Source organism: Mesorhizobium bavaricum (genome assembly GCF_056781655.1).
On sequence record NZ_CM165566.1, the window covers coordinates 6,381,938 to 6,398,882 of the forward strand.

The following is a 16,945-nucleotide window of genomic DNA, read 5'->3' on the forward strand; positions in this document are numbered from 1 at the left end:
CACAATAGCAAGCTTACGTCGGGTCATAGCCGGCCGCGCAAGACATTGGCAGTGCACGCTGTGCGAAGGAACCAAAGTCTTGGGAGGAGCTTCATGCATAGAGCGCCTCGATGGCGCGGATCGGACTGTAGGAGGACGAAATGGGTTTTTTCGGCAAGATGTTCTCGGGCCTGACCGGCAGGAGAGCGGATGACAAAAAGGAGACAGGGGACATGCGCAAGGCGACAGGCGCTGGACCCGCTCTAGCGGCGCATTCGAAGGACGCAAGAACCTCCGCTGCCACTGGGCAAAACCGGCAAGCCGCCGGGAAAACAGTGCATAAGTAACGACGGAAACGAGTCCATGATACCGACCATCGTCCTTGCCGAATGTTGATGAGGTTAGCTGGAACCGATCTGCAATGTGGTGAGTGGGTCGCGCCCACGGCACCTCAGAGCGTGAAAGAACTGTTCGATTTCGCGCCGCAAATCACCGGGAACATGATCAGGCTGCACCGGCTCGTCCTATTGCCGATGCAGTTGTGCATCCAAATCGAACGATGCCGAATCCAATCGCGGCGTTTGAGTAAGGCCTAAATCATTCCCACTCGATTGTTCAGACAGCATATAACCCATTGAAATAAGTGGAAAATATTTCATGCGGATTGGGAAAATCCGATACTGAGGCCGTCAAAAAGTTACGCTTTTGATTTTAAAGGGAAAATCGCCGCAAAAATCCTTTGGTTTCACCAACTATCGGGACCAATCGGACGATTTTTGCTCTTTGCGGCGTTTAACGGCGCGCCAAACCCGCCTCGAAAAGTACCGTCACCGCTCCAACCGGTTAATCTCCATCGACAAATTCACGGTTTTGCAGTTCCTTCAGATTGACGGAGTGAACGGAGCTCGTGGGAATGATGACATTGTCTGGAAGTGACGTTGGTTGATCGCTCAATCCTCGGCACGGTCTCGCTTGTCCTGACACTCTTGACGCTTTGCGCCGTGATCACGCTCGATCTTCTTTCAGCCCTGCTTGCGGGGCTGCTCATCGCCCAAATGGTCAATTCGACGGCACCGCTGATGAAGCGTGCAGGTATTGCCGATCACCGGCTGGGCAAGGCTGTAGCGTTGACCCTTGTGGCTGCGGTAATTGCGATTGCGTTGATATTGATTATCCTTGAAGTGTCGTCATGGCTAACGGCCGGCCCGGAGAACCTGTTCTTCCTCCTGCAAAGGATGGCGGGGGCGGTCGAGACAGCACGCGCCCATCTCCCTGGGTGGGTTAGCGCTTATTTTCCCGCCAACGTCGAGGAATTCGAGAACGCCGCATCCAAATGGCTGCGCGAAAACGCCTGGCAACTTCGCTTTGTTGGTCGCGATGTGGGCGTCTTCCTCACACACACCATTGCCGGCATGATTATCGGCGGAATGATCGCCTACAGCCGGGGGACCCGTAGCAGCGAGCCGGGACCATTGGCCGCTGCGCTTGAAGAACGTGTTGTGATCTTGGGCAACGCGTTTCGCAGCATTGTCTTCTCGCAGGTGAGGATCTCGGCGCTCAACACGCTGTTGACTGCGATCTACCTGGCGTTGGCACTGCCAGTTTTCGGCGTTCACATGCCATTCCTGAAAACGATAATCGCAATCACTTTCATCGTGGGGCTTTTGCCCGTAATCGGCAACCTCATCTCCAACACAGTGATCGTGCTGGTGAGTTTCAGCTTGTCGCCCGCCATGGCGCTCGGATCGCTTTTGTTTCTCGTCTTCATTCACAAGCTGGAGTATTTCGTGAACGCTCGGATCATTGGCGTACGAATTCATGCCCGGGCCTGGGAGCTTTTGCTCGCCATGCTCGTCATGGATGCCGCCTTTGGCATTCCTGGCCTGATCGCAGCTCCAATCTACTATGCATACGTCAAAGAGGAATTGGCACTGCGCCAGCTAATCTGAACGCAAGGTCGTCCGAACTTTCCAATCTCATTTGGCTGCAAGGATGGTTTCAGTCGAAGAAGCCCGTATCCTCTTCCCTGAGATATTTTCTGGCCGCTTCGGCGTCGATATCGAGGCCCAACCCCGGCGCTTCGAGCAGATCCACCATGCTGTCCTTCACGATCTGCGGCGGCAAGCCGATTACCAGATCCTCCCACCAGGGGTCGGAGGCGCTCGGATACTCGAACGCGATGTAATTTGCGGGCAATGTGGCGCAGACGTTAATCAGCGCGCCAAGGCCGAGCAGGCCGTTTGCGGTACCGTGCGGAGCCATCAGGATCGAGTGCATGTAGGCGTGCTCGGCTACCCATTTGAGCTCGGCGATGCCTCCGATGTCGGCCGGGTCCGGACCGATGACGCGCACCGCCTGCGTTTCGATCAGCTCCTTGAAATTGTGCCGGAGGTAAATCTGCTCGCCGGTATGGATCGGCGTTGAGGTGGAGGTCGTCAGTTCCCGATAGGCCTGCGGATTGACCCAGGGCACGTAGTCACCGGTCAGCATGTCCTCGAGCCACATCAAATTGTACTTCTCGACCGCACGGGCGAACTTGATCGCATCGGGCAGCATCCAGCCCGGGCCACAGTCGAGCGCCAGGCTGACCGTGTCGCCCAGCACTTCCTTCATCGCGATCACGCAGTCCAGCATGTGATTGAAACCACGCTCGCTGATCACGCCCTGATCCATGGCGCCGTGATAGCCGGCCTTCTTCTGCGTCACGCCGTAATGGAAGCCCTCGATGCTGTCCTTCATGTTGGAGTGGAATGAGATTCCCTGCTTGACCATGAAGAAGTTCTGCGGCTGTTCCATCATCCATTTGACATCAGCGGCATAATCCTCCGGCCGATCGCCCGAGCGCTTCTGGCGGATCGAGCCATTGTAGACGCGCACCTTGTCGCGCACCTTGCCGCCGAGCAGTTTGTAGGCCGGCACGCCCGCCGCCTTGCCGGCAATGTCCCACAGCGCATGCTCGATAGCGCTCACCGCGGCGCCATAGGGCTTGAACGAACCGCGCTGGCGGATCTTCAGCATCACTCGCTCGACGTCGGTCGGATCCTCGCCGATCAGCGCCTCGCGGAAATGCAGCACAAAGGGCTTGAGATAGCTTTTGGTATACTCGACTTCACCCAGGCCATAGAGGCCCTCATCGGTGACGACGCGAACGATCGGATGCTTGCCGATAACGGCGCAGCGCAGGTCAATGATCTTCATGGCGCAGTTCTATTTCACAGACGAGAAAGCTGTCGGCGTGAGCAGTTGGCTGCTGATATTGGCAACGATCTGCCCGTCGCGCTCAGACTCGTCCCGGGCCCTGTGCCATGCCGGATCGGTGACGAAAGCCGCCCATTTCGCCTCACGCTCGGCCAGCGATTCCCAGGCGAGGAAATAGGTGAGGCGATTGTTGTTTTCGCCGATCGCCGTGGTGAAAAACCCGGCTTGGCGGATGCCATGCCTCTCCCAGATGCCCAGCGTTTGGTCGGAAAAGCGCTTGAGCAAAGCCGGCAGCCTGCCCGGCAGGCAGTCATAGATACGCAGTTCGTAGATCATGGTTTCGTCCGTTTCTTTCTTTGCCTCTCCCTTGGGAGAGGTCGACACGAATGTCGGTCGTTGGCCCTGTGAGCCTGGGGGAATGAAGGCAGGGGGTCTAGGCTAACTCCAGGTGCGGTCCCAGGAATACTCATCGTCCCAGTGATGCGTGGGCTGCCAGATGCCGGTGACACCAGGCTGCAGGTGCTGGGCGATCACCTCGTCGACGACGTCGTCGATCCCCAGACCCGGCTTGTCCGGAACAGTGATGAAGCCGCCCTGGACGAGGGGCTTGGGAAGGCCTGTTACGATGTCGTCCCACCACTCGACATCGGCGGAGTGGTATTCGAGCGCCATGAAGTTTTCGGTCGCGGTTGCGACATGCGCGGCGGCCATTGCGGCGATCGGACTTTCGGCCATATGGATCGCCATGGCGACACCGTGGTCCTGCGCCATATCGCCGATCTTCTTGGTCTCCAGGATGCCTCCGCTGGTGAGCAGGTCCGGGTGGATAACGGAGAGGCCGCCGCTCTTTAGCAGGGGCCCGAAGCCCTCCTTGAGGTAGATGTCCTCGCCGGTGCAGATCGGCACCGTGGTAGCCTGCTGCAGCTGCCGGTACTGTTCGGTGTATTGCCATGGAATCACGTCCTCTAGCCAGGCGGGAACATATTTCTCGATACGGCGCGACAGGCGTATGCCGTCCTGCAGCGAGATGTGGCCGACGTGGTCAATGGCGAGCGGGATCTCGTATCCGATCACCTCGCGAACCTCGTGGATATACTGCTCGAGCAGGTCGATCCCCTTTTCGGTGAAATGCAGGCCTGTGAACGGGTGCTGCACGTTCTGCGCATCGTAGGCGAGATTGCGCGCCTTGCGCGCCTCGAGCGCGCCGCCACGGCCGCGCGGATTGGCCTGAAACCCTTCGAGTGCGCCGGCGGGCGCGGTCACGGCGCCTGCGACATGGGCGATCTGCATCAAGCCCAGATCCATCTTGAGGAAGGTGAACCCGCGGTTCATGCGCTCCTCGAGGCGCTTTCCGGTTTCGGTGCCGCTCGGTTTCTCTGCGTCGGTATCGCAATAGACGCGCACCTTGTCGCGGAACTTGCCGCCGAGCATCTGGTAGATCGGGACGCCATAGGCCTTGCCTGCGAGGTCCCACAGTGCGATCTCGACCGCCGAGACGCCGCCGCCTTGCCGACCGTGCCCGCCGAACTGCTTGATGCGGCGAAACAGCCGATCGATGTCGCAAGGGTTCTCGCCAAGCAGCCGGCTTTTGAGCATCAGCGCGTAGGTGGCGCTGGCGCCGTCACGCACCTCGCCAAGCCCGACGAGACCCTGGTTGGTGTAAATTTTGAGCAGCGCCGAGGTGAATGGCGCACCGACGATTTCGGTCACCCGCATGTCGGTGATGCGAAGGTCGGATGGTTTGGAGTTCGTGTTGACCCGATTGAGAGCCTCGCCGGCTCCACCCGTCTTTGGCATGACTTGTCCTCGTTCTGGTCGGGAGGTTGTCGCCCCGAATGGAGCGTTGCTAACTCAGCTCAATCTCATGGGCTTGCAGGTAGTCGCGGTTCATCTCGACACCGAGACCAGGCTTCGACGTCAACTTGAGGCTGCCATTCGAAATATCGAGCGGTCTGTCGATGAGGTGATCGTATTTGCCCAGGTTCCACTCGGATGTTTCGAGCTTGTAGAAGTTGGGAACGGTCATCATCACCTGCGCTCCCGCGACCACGTTGATCGGCCCTGCGGCATCATGCGGCGAGACCGGGATGTAATAGGCTTCGCACAGGGCGGAAATCTTCTTCAGTTCGGTAATGCCGCCGGTCCAGGTGACGTCAGGCATGACGTAGTCAGCGAGCTTGTTCTCGAGCACCGGCACGAAATCCCACTTTGTGTGGCCGCGCTCGCCCCACGAGATGGCAGCACTGACCTTCTCACGCACCTGCTTGAGGGCGTTGAGGCTCTCTGGCGGGCAAGGCTCCTCAAACCAGTCGATCTGGCCGGCTTCCTCGAGGCTACGGCACAGGCGAATGGCGGTGGGAACGTCGAAGCGGCCATGCGCGTCGATCAGGATGTCGATATCGGGGCCTGCCGTTTCGCGGATCAGCGCCGTGAGTTCGGCCGCTTCTCGCTCGTCCTTGCGGGTCATGCTGCCATCGAGGTAGCCGTCCCGCTGTTCGCGGGACGGGCCATCTGCGGTGCGACCCTGGTGGGGGAAAGGGTCAAACTTGAGCCCGGTGTGTCCGGACTCGACGATGTCTCGAATTTCGCGGACCACAGCCTCCTTGCTGGTAAATTTGGCCTGGTTGGGATGGGTGTAGAGCGCGATTTCATCGCGTACCGGTCCGCCCAGCAGTTCGTAAATCGGCTTGCCAAGGACTTTGCCCCTGATGTCCCAGAGGGCGATGTCGATGGCGCTCACGCATTCGACCGCTGCGCCGCGGCTGCCCATATAGGTGAAGCTGCGGAAAATCTTGTGCCAGAGGTGCTCGATCCGCGCTGGATCCGCGCCGGTCACGGCGATGCCGATCTGCCGAATGATCGTGCAGAGAGCGCGGTTGGCGAGCCTGGTGGTGGTTGTGATCTCTCCCCAACCACTCACCCCCTCATCGGTCGTCACTTCGACGAACAGGTACTCTCCCCAATATGAAGCATCGGACTTGATCAGCCACGGCCGAACGCTCGTGATTTTCATCCCTCAACTACCTTTATCTGATGGTCACGCCAACGACGTTCCAGATTGGAGATTCTATCCGGCCCGTGCGGCGTTACGCGCACGCATCTGTTCGAGAACATGCCGGCCGGAACCCTCGACATGGCGGGCAATGAGGTCGGCGGCCTTGTCTGCCTCTCCCGCCTTCACGAGTGCGATGAGTTCGCGATGCTCGCGAAGGATTGCGGCACGCCGTGCGAGCGTGAAATTGAAACGCCGGCTCACGGCTCGCAGCACTTCGCGATGCTTCCACCAAAGCTCGGCGGCATGACGGTTGTAGTGCCGCTGGTACATCACGGTGTGGAAGGCGGTATCCAGCTCACTGTGCCTGAACGTGTCGGCAAAGTTGTTCTCTTCAATCAGGCCCTGGATGCGTTCGAGTTCGGCAATGTCCTCGCTGGTGGCCATATTCACAAACCATCGCGTCAGGGCTGGCTCGATCAGGACTCCGATCTCGTAGATATCCCGGACAAAATCCTGATCTATGGGCCGGACTCGAGCCCCGCGGTTGGCGACAAAGGTGACGAAGCCCTCCCCGCGCAACAGCTGCAGAGCCTCGCGCACGGGGTTGGTCGAGGTGCCGTGACGCCGCGCGAGATCGGTCACCACTAGCCGCTCGTTGGCGGCGAGCCGCCCCTCAATGATGTCTTCCCTGATCAGCTCATAAAGCGAGGCGCCCTCGCTGGAGGCCCCTATGGGGTCAATCCCCGCGGGTGGCTCTGCTTTAAAATCGCTTGTTTCGGCCAAGGCCGGCTCCCCATATCAATACACAGTTTAATCGATATCACGCACGGTTTGCATAAACAATGTACGATTTATACGCGTTGACAGACAATCGGCGATCTGAAAACGTACAAATTGCTCGAAAGGATACACAGAACAGCAAGGCGTTCCGCGATCGAACGAGCAAAGACCGCTTGCCTCGACGCAAAGCGGCATGGGAGAGAACCTGGAGGATACCTATGACGAGGATTACACTCGGTGGTGCCGTCCTGCGCGGCACCGTCTCCACTGCTTTAGTGGTATCGCTGTCCGCGTCGGCGCTGGGTGCGCCGCCGGTCGATTTGAGCAAGTGGTCGCCGGAGTATGTGCGCTCCATTGCGGGCACACAGGATTTTGATACGGCGGCCGATTGCGGCAAAGTCACCCCGCTCGACTACAAGGGGCGACTGACCTTCTGGTATCAGGGCGTGTTCGAGGGCGACCCCGACCTCTTGCGTCAGTACTACAAGGATTTCTTCGAGACCTTCCGCAAGACCTATCCGAACATCCAGCTCGAAGAACAGGCCCTCACCTACAACGACCTCCTCGACAAGTTCCGCACGGCGCTCCTTGGCAATGCTGCGCCGATGGCGGTCCGCCTGCAAATCCTGGGTGGTACCGAGTTCGCCGCAAAGGGCTATCTGCAGCCGCTCAAGCCCGAGGATGTGGGGTATTCGACCGAGGATTTCTGGCCCGGCGCCATGAAGGCGGTGACCTGGGACGGGGTGACCTACGGTATTCCAACCAACAACGAGACGATGGCGTTCATCTGGAACGCCGACATCTTCAAGCGAGCCGGCCTCGATCCGGACAAGGCTCCGGCGACCTGGGACGACGTGGTCAAGTATTCCAAGCAAATTCACGATAAGCTCGGCATTTCCGGCTACGGCCTCGTGGCTCGCAAGAATGCCGGCAACACGCCGTACCGATTCATGCCACAGCTGTGGGCCTATGGCGGCGGCGTCTTCGACGAAGCCAAAGCAAACCCGACCTATAAGGAGGTCGAACTCAACAGCCCGCAGAGCAAGGCGGCGCTGCAAGCCTCGTACGATATGTATGTTCGCGACAAGTCGGTCCCGGTGTCAGCACTCACCAATCAGCAGGCCGATAACCAGCCGCTGTTCTTAGCCGGCCAACTCGGCATGATGGTCTCGCACCCGTCCGACTACAACGTCATGCTAGACCTGCAGAAAAAGGCGACGGGCACCGACAAGGACAAGGCGCAGACCGTCATCGACAACATGCGCTACGGCCTTATACCGACTGGCCCAGACGGCAAGCGCGCCGTCGTCTTCGGTGGCTCGAACATTCACATCCTGAAGCCCGAATATGTCGAGGGCGGCAAGGTGGACGAGCCGGCTGCAAAGGCTATCATCTGCATGTGGACGAGCCCTGAATGGTCGCTGAAGATGGCCTACGCCGGCTCGAATCCGGGCAACCTCAACGGCTTCAAGACCAAATGGATGAAGGAACGTCTGGACAGCATCAAGTTCCTCGATGTCACGACGTCGATGCTGCCATACGGCATCCCGTTTCCAGCGCTGCCGCAGTCTCCCGAGATCATGAACATCATCGTCCCGGACATGCTGCAGAACGCCCTGACCGGAGCGATGACCGTCGACCAGGCAGCAGACGACGCGGCCGAAAAGGTAAAGAGCCTGGTAGAGGGCAAACTCTAGTTTGAACCCGACATACGATCCGACCGGCCGCACCAATGGTGCAGCCGGTTCGTTCCAAAGAAAATAAGGGCGCGCCACAGTGACGATCGTGACCGGTAAGGCCGAGGCTCGCCGAAGATTGCAATCCGGTTGGTCCGGCGTGCTGTGGAAGATATGGGAGCATCGCGCCGACTACGCGTACGTGCTCCCGGCGATCGCCGTGATGCTCATCGTCATCGCCTATCCGATCTATTACACAATCGAACTGTCATTTTTTAAGACGCCGCCTGGCCTACAGCTGCGCGACAAGATCTACGTCGGCCTCAACAACTACACGAACATCCTCACCAGTCCCGTGTTCTGGAAAGTCACCTGGAACACGATGATCTGGACACTGGCTTCGACTTTCATCTCCTTCGTCCTGGGGTTTGGCTGCGCGCTGGCGCTCCACCGCGACTTTATCGGCCGTGGCGTCCTGCGCGCTATCCTGATCATTCCCTGGGTTATCAGCGCCGTCGCCGCCTCCTACATCTGGAAGTGGATCTACCATTCGGACTTCGGGGTCATCGGTGCGGTGCTGGTCGGCCTCGGATTGGCCGACCGACCGCCGAATTTCATCGACAACGTCAGCACGGTGCTGCCCTCCCTGATCGTCGTCAATATCTGGCGCGAGTTTCCGTTTGCCATGATCATGATGATGGCCGGCCTGCAGACGGTCCCCGAACAGCTGCTGAGCGCCGCAAAAGTCGACGGGGCCAGTGCGTGGCAGCGCTTCTGGCACGTAACCTTCCCGCATCTGAGCAGCGTCTCGACGGTGACCATCCTGCTGCTCGCAGTGGCCAACTTCAATTCCTTCATCATCCCCTGGATCATGACCGGCGGCGGGCCGTCCAACGCATCGCATATCTGGATCACCCACATTTATGAGCTCGCCTTCGGACGACAGCTCTGGGGCGTGGCATCGGCCTATTCGGTGCTCCTGTTCCTCATCCTGATGACGCTGGGCTACTTCTATGTCCGTGCGCTAAGCGGCAACGAACGGAAAGAGGGGAGCGCATGAGCACGATTGCCAAGACAGCCCCTCGGGTTCAGACCCGTCGCCGCATGCGCGTCGACGGATGGCGATGGGCCGGGCGCATCTTCCTTGTGTTCATGCTGCTTTACACCGCGTTGCCGATGATCTGGATGCTGATCACTTCGATCAAGTCCGGCTTCGCGGCGATGCAATTCCCGCCGCAATGGTGGCCAGACGAGCCTACCCTCGCCAGCTACCAGAAGCTGCTCGATCCGCAGAACAGCGTCGGCCAGGACTTCCTCCGCTTCTTCTGGAACAGCCTCTTCGTGTCGACGGTCACGACAGTCCTTTCGGTGATCGTGGCTGTCCCTGCCGCCTACGCGTTTTCGCGCTTCCGTTTCCCCGGCCGGACCTTCCTGTTCTTCGCCGTGCTGCTGCGCAACATGTTCCCGGCGGTGATCTTTCTCGTGCCGCTGTTCATACTGATGCGCATGCTCGGGCTGGTGAACACGCATGGCTCGCTGATCCTCACCTATCTCACTTTCGGCCTGCCGCTGGCGATTTGGCTACTCAAGGGCTTCTACGACAACATCCCGGTGCAGCTCGAGCAGGCGGCGCGCATTGACGGGGCAACGCGGTTCCAGGCCTTCATCCTGATCGTGATGCCGCTTTCGACGCCCGGAATCATCGCCACCGCGATCTATTCCTTCATCGGCGCGTGGAACGAGTACATCTACGCCTACACCTTCCTCTCCAAGAACGAGCAGTTGACCCTGCCGGTCGGCATCCAGCGCTTCTTCTCGGAAAACACGACGGACTTTCCGGGGCTGATGGCGGCCAGCTTCATGATGAGCGTGCCCGTCGTCGTGTTGTTCCTCGTCCTGCAGCGATACTTCGTACGCGCCCTTACAGAAGGCGCGGTCAAACACTAGGGAGTTGCCGATGGCCCACGTGGTCCTCAAAGATCTCGTCAAGACCTATGGCGGCTTCAAAGCTGTCAACAATGTTTCGCTGACGGTCAATGACGGCGAGTTCGTTGCGCTCGTCGGTCCTTCAGGCTGCGGCAAGACAACCACGCTCAATCTCGTCGCCGGGCTGATCCCGATCACGTCGGGCGACATCGTCATCGGCGACCGGGTGGTCAACGACCTCGACCCCAAGGACCGGGACATCGCGATGGTGTTCCAGAACTATGCGCTCTATCCGCAGAAGTCGGTCTACAAGAACCTGGCGTTCCCGCTGCAGATGCGAAAACTGCCCAGGGACGAAATCGACAAGAAGGTCAAGGACGCGGCGCGAGTGCTCGACATGACGCACCTGCTCGAGCGCAAGCCGCGCGAACTTTCCGGCGGGCAGCAGCAGCGTGTGGCCCTGGGCCGTGCCCTCGTCCGCGACCCGGCCGTGTTCCTCATGGACGAGCCGCTCTCCAACCTCGATGCCAAGCTGCGCGTGCAGATGCGGTCGGAGATCAAGCGCTTCCACCAGGACCTCAAGGCGACGATCATCTATGTGACGCACGACCAGCTCGAAGCCGTGACCATGGCCGACAAGATGGCGGTGATGAACGGCGGCTTCCTGCAGCAATACGATTCACCGGCGCAGGTCTTTGCCCATCCGATGAACATGTTCGTCGCAAGCTTCATCGGCAGCCCGGCGATGAGCCTTATTCCGCTGCAGGCATCGACAGCGAACGGCAACACCGTGTTGACCAGCGCGGAGGGCTGGAGCCTCGAGCTCTCGCCGCGCAACGCCCAGAAAGTCGCGGGGGCAACGACCAAGAAAGTCGTGCTCGGCGCACGTCACTCAACAATCAAGCTCCACAAGAGTGCGGTGCCAGGCAGCGTCCCGGCAAAGGCCTACACGGTGGAGCCGACCGGAGACGCCACCTTCGTGCAGGCGTTCCTGTCCGGCGCCATCGTCAACGTCAGCGTGCCGCCGACCATTGCCGTCGCGCCCGACGAGCAGATCTGGCTCGAGTTCGACCAGGAGCGCATGCATCTGTTCGACGGCGAGACTGAAATGGCACTCAAGACCGACTGACACCTATAGATGCTTTTGGAACGTGGGCGTGGATGACTACGAAGCTTAAGATCACCGCGATCAAGCCCTATCCGGTGTGGGTGGGAACGCGCAACCAGATGCTCGTCAAGGTCGAGACCGACCATGGCATTTTCGGCTGGGGCGAGAGTGGCTTGAGCGGTCGCGAGAGGGCCGTGGCCGGCGCGGTCGAGCACTATCGCGAGTTTCTCATCGGCCGCGATCCCATGCAGATCGGGCGGATCTGGCAGGAAGTCTATCGCAGCCAGTACTTCGAAGGCGGGCGCGTTCTGCAGGCGGCGATTTCCGCCATCGACATCGCCCTTCACGACATCAAGGGCAAGGCGCTGGGAGTGCCGGTCTACCAACTGCTCGGCGGCAAGCAGCGCGACCGCATCCCCACCTTCGCCTCGACCGGAGACGAGGCCGAGGGCGATGTTGCCATCGAACGAGCCCGCGAACTGCGCGCACAGGGATGGCAGGCGATCCGCTTCTTCCCCGTCGGGCAAAACAGCAAGGACATCTTCGAGCCTCGCGAGTCGATTGGCGTTACCGCGACCATGCTGAACAAGGCGCGCGCGGCGCTGGGCGACGACGTCGTGCTTGGCATCGACTATCATCATCGGCTGTCGGTGGCAGAGGCGGCGAGCTTCTGCAACAAGCTCGGCCGCGGCGTGCTCGATTTCCTCGAGGAGCCGATACGCGACGAGACACCGGAGGCCTACGAATCCCTACGTACGATGACCGACATCCCCTTTGCCATCGGCGAGGAATTTGCCAGCAAGTGGCAGTTCCTTCCCTACATCGAGCGCGGCATCCATCAGTTCAACCGGCTCGATATTTGCAATGTCGGCGGGTTCACCGAGGCGATGAAGGTCGCTGGCTGGAGCGAGGCGCACTATGTGGACCTGATGCCGCACAATCCCCTTGGTCCAGTGTGCACGGCCGCGACCGTGCATCTCGCCGCCGCGGTACCCAACTTCGCGTGGCTCGAGACCAGAGCGCCGGAAAGAAAGCTGGGCTTTGATAATTCCGAGTTCTTCCCGGTGCAACCACAACTCGACGGCCCCGACTATCCGGTCAGCGACCTGCCGGGCCTGGGCGTCGAGGTCAATGAGGAGGCGATCCAGGCGGAGAGTTTCCGTTTCTGGGAAGCGCCTCACCTCAAGCGCCGCGATGGTTCTGTTACGAACTGGTAGCTTCCTTTCAACCGGAGTCCACAATGACGCATACCCCCGACATCACGCGGCCGCCCAAAGATCTGATCGATGCGCTCAGGGAGATCGGCGCCGCGACGGTTGCCGGCACGCTTGGGCATATGGGCTTCCGCAATCCGCACATGGTCGGTCCGGTGGCGCAGAACCATGGGAAGTCGATCGTCGGGCCGGCGCTGACGCTGCAGTTCCTGCCGCAGCGGCCGGACCTCTTCAGCGAGGGAGAATACGCCGACCCGGAGACGCAGTTGCACCGGCACGTGCTCTATCACGCGCAGGAGGGCGATGTGGTCGTCGTCGACGCGCGCGGCGACATGAGCTCGGGTGTCTTCGGCGATATGATGTCGACCTATTTCAAAGGCAGAGGCGGCGCTGGCATCGTCATCGACGGGTGCATGCGCGACCGGCCCAATGTCGAGAAGCTCGATCTGCCCCTATGGCTGCGCGGCTGGACGCCCAACTACCATGTGCAGACCAGCATCTATCCAAACGCCGTCAACGTTCCGATTGCCTGCGGCGGCGTCACGGTGATCCCTGGCGACATTATCGTCGCCGACGATGACGGAGTGGTGGTAGTTCCAGTCGCGATGGCCTCAAAAGTGATTGAAGAATCGAAGAAGCATCACGATTGGGAAGAGTTCTCGCGAGAGAAGCTCATGCAGGGCGCCCCGTTGCAACGCTATTATCCGCTGCATGACGACGCCCGCGGAGAGTACGAGGAATGGCGAAAAGCCAACTCCAAATCTTAATAGACGGGACGATGGCCGTGTCTTCGTACACGTGTAATTCTTGGACGGACAGGTAAGCGGGGCTCATGTCCGTTCTTGCCAGCCTCGGTGTCAGATCGGAAGAATACCGCGCTGCGGGCCAAAAACGGTAGCGAAGGCGATATCCTTGAACCGTCTCAGCGGCTCGCCTGAACGCTCCACTTTCATGCGCAGGATCGCGCCTCTCCAGGAGGCAAGAAGAAACTCCGCCAGATACGGGGGGGGAACGTGCTATCAATTCCCCGGCAGCCTCGGCCTGCGCGATGCACTCACTAAAGGGCTGAAGCCACACTCCCGGTATATCGTGATGAGATGTTGGCGCAGCGGCTCGCTCTCTTGGACCACTTCCAGGCTGGACGCCCAGGTTCGGATCAGATTTCCAGATCGTCGATAATGCGGCAGAGCGTGGAGCGGCCAAGAGCACTCATGGCGGGGTTGGTTATGCGGTAATACCAGACCAAGCCCATTGCCTGCTGGAAGGCCCATGCCGCTCCGCGCTGCCACTCGACTTCGCTTGATCCAAGATGGGTACGCACGGTTTCGCGCTGACTGCGATCAAAAAGATGCCATACGGCAACAAGATCCAAGGCCGGGTCGGCCGGTCCGAAGCTGCCGCTGTCGAGCACACCAACAAGGCGGTCCCCACGCACGAGGAGGTTGGCCGGAATAAGATCGCGGTGGCTCATAACCTCGATACCGGACGGCGGCAGTTCACGCAGCCGAGCCCAAATGCGACGGAGCCGAGATACGTCCAAGAGACCCTCGCTGTTCTTGAAACAGATCGACATCCAGTCGTCGTGGTCAGGAAGACTGCCGCCCCTCCCTTGCCCATCAAAACGACAGCCATGTGTGTTCGCTGCACGTAGCGACGCAATCAGGTTGGCAATGTCGAGTGCGAAGGTCGTGGAAGCAGAAAGCCCATTGTGCGTGGCAACGTCACCTTCAATCCAACTCTGCATCGCCCAAGGCAACGGATAGAGCGGACCCGGCTGACCAAGCCCGATCGGTCGAGGACAGGCAAACGGAGAATACGCAGCAAACTCGGTCATGGCCGCGGCTTCGTTGCGTAGCATATTGGCGCACTCGGCTGGTTCCATTGCGCGCAGGGGGAATCTTGCCGCTACACTCGATCCAATCCTGAAGATTGCATTGACCGTACCGATCGCGCCAAGCTCTTCGATCCGCTCGTGGCGATACTCTGGGAACTGGTCGAAGATCATCTCGCGAACGATATCTGCATCGACATGGATCTGATCGCTGTGCATCATGCTGCTGGGTGTCTCCCCGACCAACTCCCCGCCAAATAACGGATACAAGCGTCGATTGCACGACCGCTTCCGCGAAGCCACGCAGGGCCAGATGTCCGTCTTGGGTCGCCTCAGGCCTCTCGGCCGCTGCAATGGCCGCTCGACAGCCCGTCGGTTTCCACCAGCCCCGCGGAGAGTTCGAGGAGTGGCGAAATGCGAGGAACCAGCCATGCGATATCATGATCGTGTCCGAGCAAGTCAGCTTCGTCCCGCCCGTCGATAACGGCCTTGATCAGACCTGACTTTTGCCGCGCCACTAGCGCGATGTCGCGGGGGCTGTCACGCAGGGTCGTGCGGTGGGTGACGAGCTGATCGATTGGTATATTTCCAGCGCGCAATGACGTGCTGGAAATCGCTGTGCGTCGCGTTGCGGCTGCCGATCCGCATCATTTCCCGTTTGTCGACGGAAGTCGGTACCGCGTAGGGAAACCGACGCATACCCTCAGGAATGCGTCGGGGCAAAAGTCTCAGGCGTGGCGGATTTCCGTTCCCAGCACCTTCAGGCATTCGCGGATGAATGCCGCAAGCGCGGTCCAACCCTTGGCCGAAACCATCGTCCCATCCACATAGGCATCGGTGGGGGATAGATCGATGTAAGTGCCGCCAGCCAGCGTCACCTCTGGCTCGCAAGCCGCGAGCGCCGCCACCTTCTTGCCACGGACGACGCCGTCGACCGCAACCAGAATCTGGACGCCATGGCAGATCGTGAAGATCGGCTTTTTGGCCTCGTGAAAATGGCGCACCATCGCCTGCACGCGCTTGTCGGTGCGGATGTATTCGGGGCCACGACCGCCGGCGCAATAGACGGCGTCGTATTGGCTCAGCTGCTTCTCGGCGTCAGAAAAGGTCTTGTTGATCAGCACATTGTGACCGGGCTTTTCGGTGTAGGTCTGATCGCCCTCAAAATCGTGCAGCGATGTCTTGATGATGTCTCCGGCGCTTTTGTCGGGGCACACGACATGAACCGTGTGTCCCACCGCTTCCATCGCCTGCTGATAGACGAAGATTTCATATTCCTCGGTGAACTCACCGGTCAGCATCAGGATTTTTTTGCCTGGCATGGGTCTTCCTCTCGGCTTGTGGCTGGCGAGGCGCGCTTGGCGCCTCGCCAGCTAGGGATCGAAAAATCGGTCAGAACGGAGTCGGGGAAATAATGTTCGTTGTTGTTGGCCTTGGTGATCAGCGAGTTGAGTTTGACGGCCCCCGGACAAGCGACATCGCATTGGCTACTCGAACGCAGGCAGGAGCCGGTCCCGCGAATTCTCGATGTGCACACGCATGGCTTTTTCGGCGGCGTCCGGATCGCCCGCGGAGAAGGCAGCGAGAATGGCCTCGTGCTCGTCGAGCGCCTCTTCGGTCACCCGCGAGTGATACATCAAGCGGAAGATATGGAAGTGGGTATGCTGGTGATTCAGCGTCTCTCGAATGAGCTCGTTCTGGGCGAACTCGACGATCTTGTCGTGGAAGATCGCATCCTGCCGGGCGAAGTTCGAATAACGCAGGCGTTCGTCCTTGCCTACCCGTCGGGCCATGACGCCAGCCGCCTCCTGCAGCACGGTCAGCCGTTCGTCGTCCAGTGTGGCAGTGGCTTTGGCCGCGGCAGCAGGTTCAAGCAGAAGGCGCAGCTCGTAGAGCTCGTCAAAGCGCCGGCGGGTGATTTGCGGGGCCGCCCGATAGCCGATCAGGTGGGTCTTCACCACAAGGCCCTCACCCTCCAGCCGCCCAAGCGCTTCGCGAATGGGGGTATGCGAGACGTTGAATTCCTTCACGAGATTGTCGACGGTAATGCGCGACCCGGGAGCAATTCTCAATGACATCAGTTGCGCGAAGATTGCCTCGTAAACGTCGCCAGCCAGGCTGTTGGCGCGCTGGATATGGCCGGGCGGGCGGGCTTCATTGTCAACCGTCAGGTCCGGATGCTGCATTGCTTTGCCTCTTGACAGAAGCGCTCACTAACACGATGCTCCGACCAATTCA

Annotated in this window: 15 protein-coding genes and 1 pseudogene; 7 read left to right on the plus strand and 9 right to left on the minus strand. The window is 59.9% G+C overall.

All coding sequences use genetic code 11. The annotated features are described in order from the left end of the window. Nucleotides 1-917: 917 nt before the first annotated feature. Nucleotides 918-1,928 carry an AI-2E family transporter gene (locus AC1RZR_RS30990; protein ID WP_477279337.1) on the plus strand — a complete coding sequence of 337 codons (1,011 nt, stop codon included), beginning with the start codon at nt 918-920 and terminating at the stop codon, nt 1,926-1,928. A 49-nt stretch (nt 1,929-1,977) separates the two neighbouring features. On the opposite strand, the gene AC1RZR_RS30995 is transcribed toward AC1RZR_RS30990, so the two are convergent. The 5 genes from AC1RZR_RS30995 to AC1RZR_RS31015 all read right to left on the minus strand — a co-directional run bounded on the left by AC1RZR_RS30995 (nt 1,978) and on the right by AC1RZR_RS31015 (nt 6,955). Then, a complete protein-coding gene (locus tag AC1RZR_RS30995) occupies nt 1,978-3,177 on the minus strand; it encodes a mandelate racemase/muconate lactonizing enzyme family protein (RefSeq protein WP_477279335.1) in 1,200 nt (399 codons plus the stop codon). Nucleotides 3,178-3,186: 9 nt separating this feature from the next. Continuing rightward, nucleotides 3,187-3,513 carry an NIPSNAP family protein gene (locus tag AC1RZR_RS31000; RefSeq protein WP_481826999.1) on the minus strand — a complete coding sequence of 109 codons (327 nt, stop codon included), beginning with the start codon at nt 3,511-3,513 and terminating at the stop codon, nt 3,187-3,189. 102 nt (nt 3,514-3,615) lie between these two features. Further along, on the minus strand, nt 3,616-4,974 hold the full coding sequence (locus tag AC1RZR_RS31005; protein WP_481827000.1) for a mandelate racemase/muconate lactonizing enzyme family protein: 1,359 nt from the start codon (nt 4,972-4,974) through the stop codon (nt 3,616-3,618). Between the two features lie 49 nt (nt 4,975-5,023). Further along, nucleotides 5,024-6,190 carry a mandelate racemase/muconate lactonizing enzyme family protein gene (locus AC1RZR_RS31010; protein ID WP_481827001.1) on the minus strand — a complete coding sequence of 389 codons (1,167 nt, stop codon included), beginning with the start codon at nt 6,188-6,190 and terminating at the stop codon, nt 5,024-5,026. A 54-nt stretch (nt 6,191-6,244) separates the two neighbouring features. Further along, on the minus strand, nt 6,245-6,955 hold the full coding sequence (locus tag AC1RZR_RS31015) for a GntR family transcriptional regulator (RefSeq protein WP_477279327.1): 711 nt from the start codon (nt 6,953-6,955) through the stop codon (nt 6,245-6,247). 215 nt (nt 6,956-7,170) lie between these two features. Between AC1RZR_RS31015 and AC1RZR_RS31020 the strand changes: the two genes are divergently transcribed. From AC1RZR_RS31020 to AC1RZR_RS31045, 6 genes are all read left to right on the plus strand, one after another. After that, entirely contained in the window at nt 7,171-8,649 is a 1,479-nt protein-coding gene (locus AC1RZR_RS31020) for an ABC transporter substrate-binding protein (RefSeq protein ID WP_477279485.1), read from the plus strand. 79 nt (nt 8,650-8,728) lie between these two features. Beyond that, entirely contained in the window at nt 8,729-9,688 is a 960-nt protein-coding gene (locus AC1RZR_RS31025) for a carbohydrate ABC transporter permease (protein ID WP_481827002.1), read from the plus strand. After that, nucleotides 9,685-10,575: a carbohydrate ABC transporter permease gene (locus AC1RZR_RS31030; RefSeq protein WP_481827003.1), complete on the plus strand. Its 891-nt coding sequence runs from the start codon at nt 9,685-9,687 to the stop codon at nt 10,573-10,575. The genes AC1RZR_RS31025 and AC1RZR_RS31030 overlap by 4 nt, the downstream gene beginning before the upstream one ends. Before the next feature lie 10 nt (nt 10,576-10,585). Next, complete coding sequence (locus AC1RZR_RS31035; protein WP_481827004.1) at nt 10,586-11,683, plus strand: ABC transporter ATP-binding protein; 1,098 nt, start codon at nt 10,586-10,588, stop codon at nt 11,681-11,683. A gap of 32 nt (nt 11,684-11,715) precedes the next feature. Beyond that, complete coding sequence (locus AC1RZR_RS31040; RefSeq protein ID WP_481827005.1) at nt 11,716-12,879, plus strand: mandelate racemase/muconate lactonizing enzyme family protein; 1,164 nt, start codon at nt 11,716-11,718, stop codon at nt 12,877-12,879. A gap of 23 nt (nt 12,880-12,902) precedes the next feature. Beyond that, the gene (locus tag AC1RZR_RS31045; protein ID WP_481827006.1) at nt 12,903-13,643 is read left to right on the plus strand and encodes a ribonuclease activity regulator RraA; all 741 of its coding nucleotides are present in this window, start codon (nt 12,903-12,905) and stop codon (nt 13,641-13,643) included. A gap of 389 nt (nt 13,644-14,032) precedes the next feature. Here AC1RZR_RS31045 and AC1RZR_RS31050 read toward each other — a convergent pair whose 3' ends face one another. The 4 genes and pseudogenes from AC1RZR_RS31050 to AC1RZR_RS31065 all read right to left on the minus strand — a co-directional run bounded on the left by AC1RZR_RS31050 (nt 14,033) and on the right by AC1RZR_RS31065 (nt 16,893). Beyond that, nucleotides 14,033-14,929 carry an aminoglycoside phosphotransferase family protein gene (locus AC1RZR_RS31050; RefSeq protein WP_481827007.1) on the minus strand — a complete coding sequence of 299 codons (897 nt, stop codon included), beginning with the start codon at nt 14,927-14,929 and terminating at the stop codon, nt 14,033-14,035. A gap of 257 nt (nt 14,930-15,186) precedes the next feature. Continuing rightward, nucleotides 15,187-15,367, minus strand: a pseudogene (locus AC1RZR_RS31055) (dehydrogenase); the annotation flags it as partial. 68 nt (nt 15,368-15,435) lie between these two features. Beyond that, on the minus strand, nt 15,436-16,029 hold the full coding sequence (locus tag AC1RZR_RS31060; RefSeq protein ID WP_477279313.1) for a DJ-1/PfpI family protein: 594 nt from the start codon (nt 16,027-16,029) through the stop codon (nt 15,436-15,438). Between the two features lie 165 nt (nt 16,030-16,194). Next, the gene (locus AC1RZR_RS31065; RefSeq protein WP_477279311.1) at nt 16,195-16,893 is read right to left on the minus strand and encodes a GntR family transcriptional regulator; all 699 of its coding nucleotides are present in this window, start codon (nt 16,891-16,893) and stop codon (nt 16,195-16,197) included. Nucleotides 16,894-16,945 lie beyond the last annotated feature (52 nt).

What these genes read in the sequence shown, in the direction of transcription:
- AC1RZR_RS30995 (WP_477279335.1), bottom strand. Translation starts at nt 3,177, where the DNA reads ATGAAGATCATTGACCTGCGCTGCGCCGTTATCGGCAAGCATCCGATC.
- AC1RZR_RS31065 (WP_477279311.1), bottom strand. Translation starts at nt 16,893, where the DNA reads ATGCAGCATCCGGACCTGACGGTTGACAATGAAGCCCGCCCGCCCGGC.
- AC1RZR_RS31030 (WP_481827003.1), top strand. Translation starts at nt 9,685, where the DNA reads ATGAGCACGATTGCCAAGACAGCCCCTCGGGTTCAGACCCGTCGCCGC.
- AC1RZR_RS31040 (WP_481827005.1), top strand. Translation starts at nt 11,716, where the DNA reads ATGACTACGAAGCTTAAGATCACCGCGATCAAGCCCTATCCGGTGTGG.
- AC1RZR_RS31020 (WP_477279485.1), top strand. Translation starts at nt 7,171, where the DNA reads ATGACGAGGATTACACTCGGTGGTGCCGTCCTGCGCGGCACCGTCTCC.
- AC1RZR_RS31050 (WP_481827007.1), bottom strand. Translation starts at nt 14,929, where the DNA reads ATGATGCACAGCGATCAGATCCATGTCGATGCAGATATCGTTCGCGAG.
- AC1RZR_RS31035 (WP_481827004.1), top strand. Translation starts at nt 10,586, where the DNA reads ATGGCCCACGTGGTCCTCAAAGATCTCGTCAAGACCTATGGCGGCTTC.
- AC1RZR_RS31060 (WP_477279313.1), bottom strand. Translation starts at nt 16,029, where the DNA reads ATGCCAGGCAAAAAAATCCTGATGCTGACCGGTGAGTTCACCGAGGAA.
- AC1RZR_RS31005 (WP_481827000.1), bottom strand. Translation starts at nt 4,974, where the DNA reads ATGCCAAAGACGGGTGGAGCCGGCGAGGCTCTCAATCGGGTCAACACG.
- AC1RZR_RS31010 (WP_481827001.1), bottom strand. Translation starts at nt 6,190, where the DNA reads ATGAAAATCACGAGCGTTCGGCCGTGGCTGATCAAGTCCGATGCTTCA.
- AC1RZR_RS31000 (WP_481826999.1), bottom strand. Translation starts at nt 3,513, where the DNA reads ATGATCTACGAACTGCGTATCTATGACTGCCTGCCGGGCAGGCTGCCG.
- AC1RZR_RS31045 (WP_481827006.1), top strand. Translation starts at nt 12,903, where the DNA reads ATGACGCATACCCCCGACATCACGCGGCCGCCCAAAGATCTGATCGAT.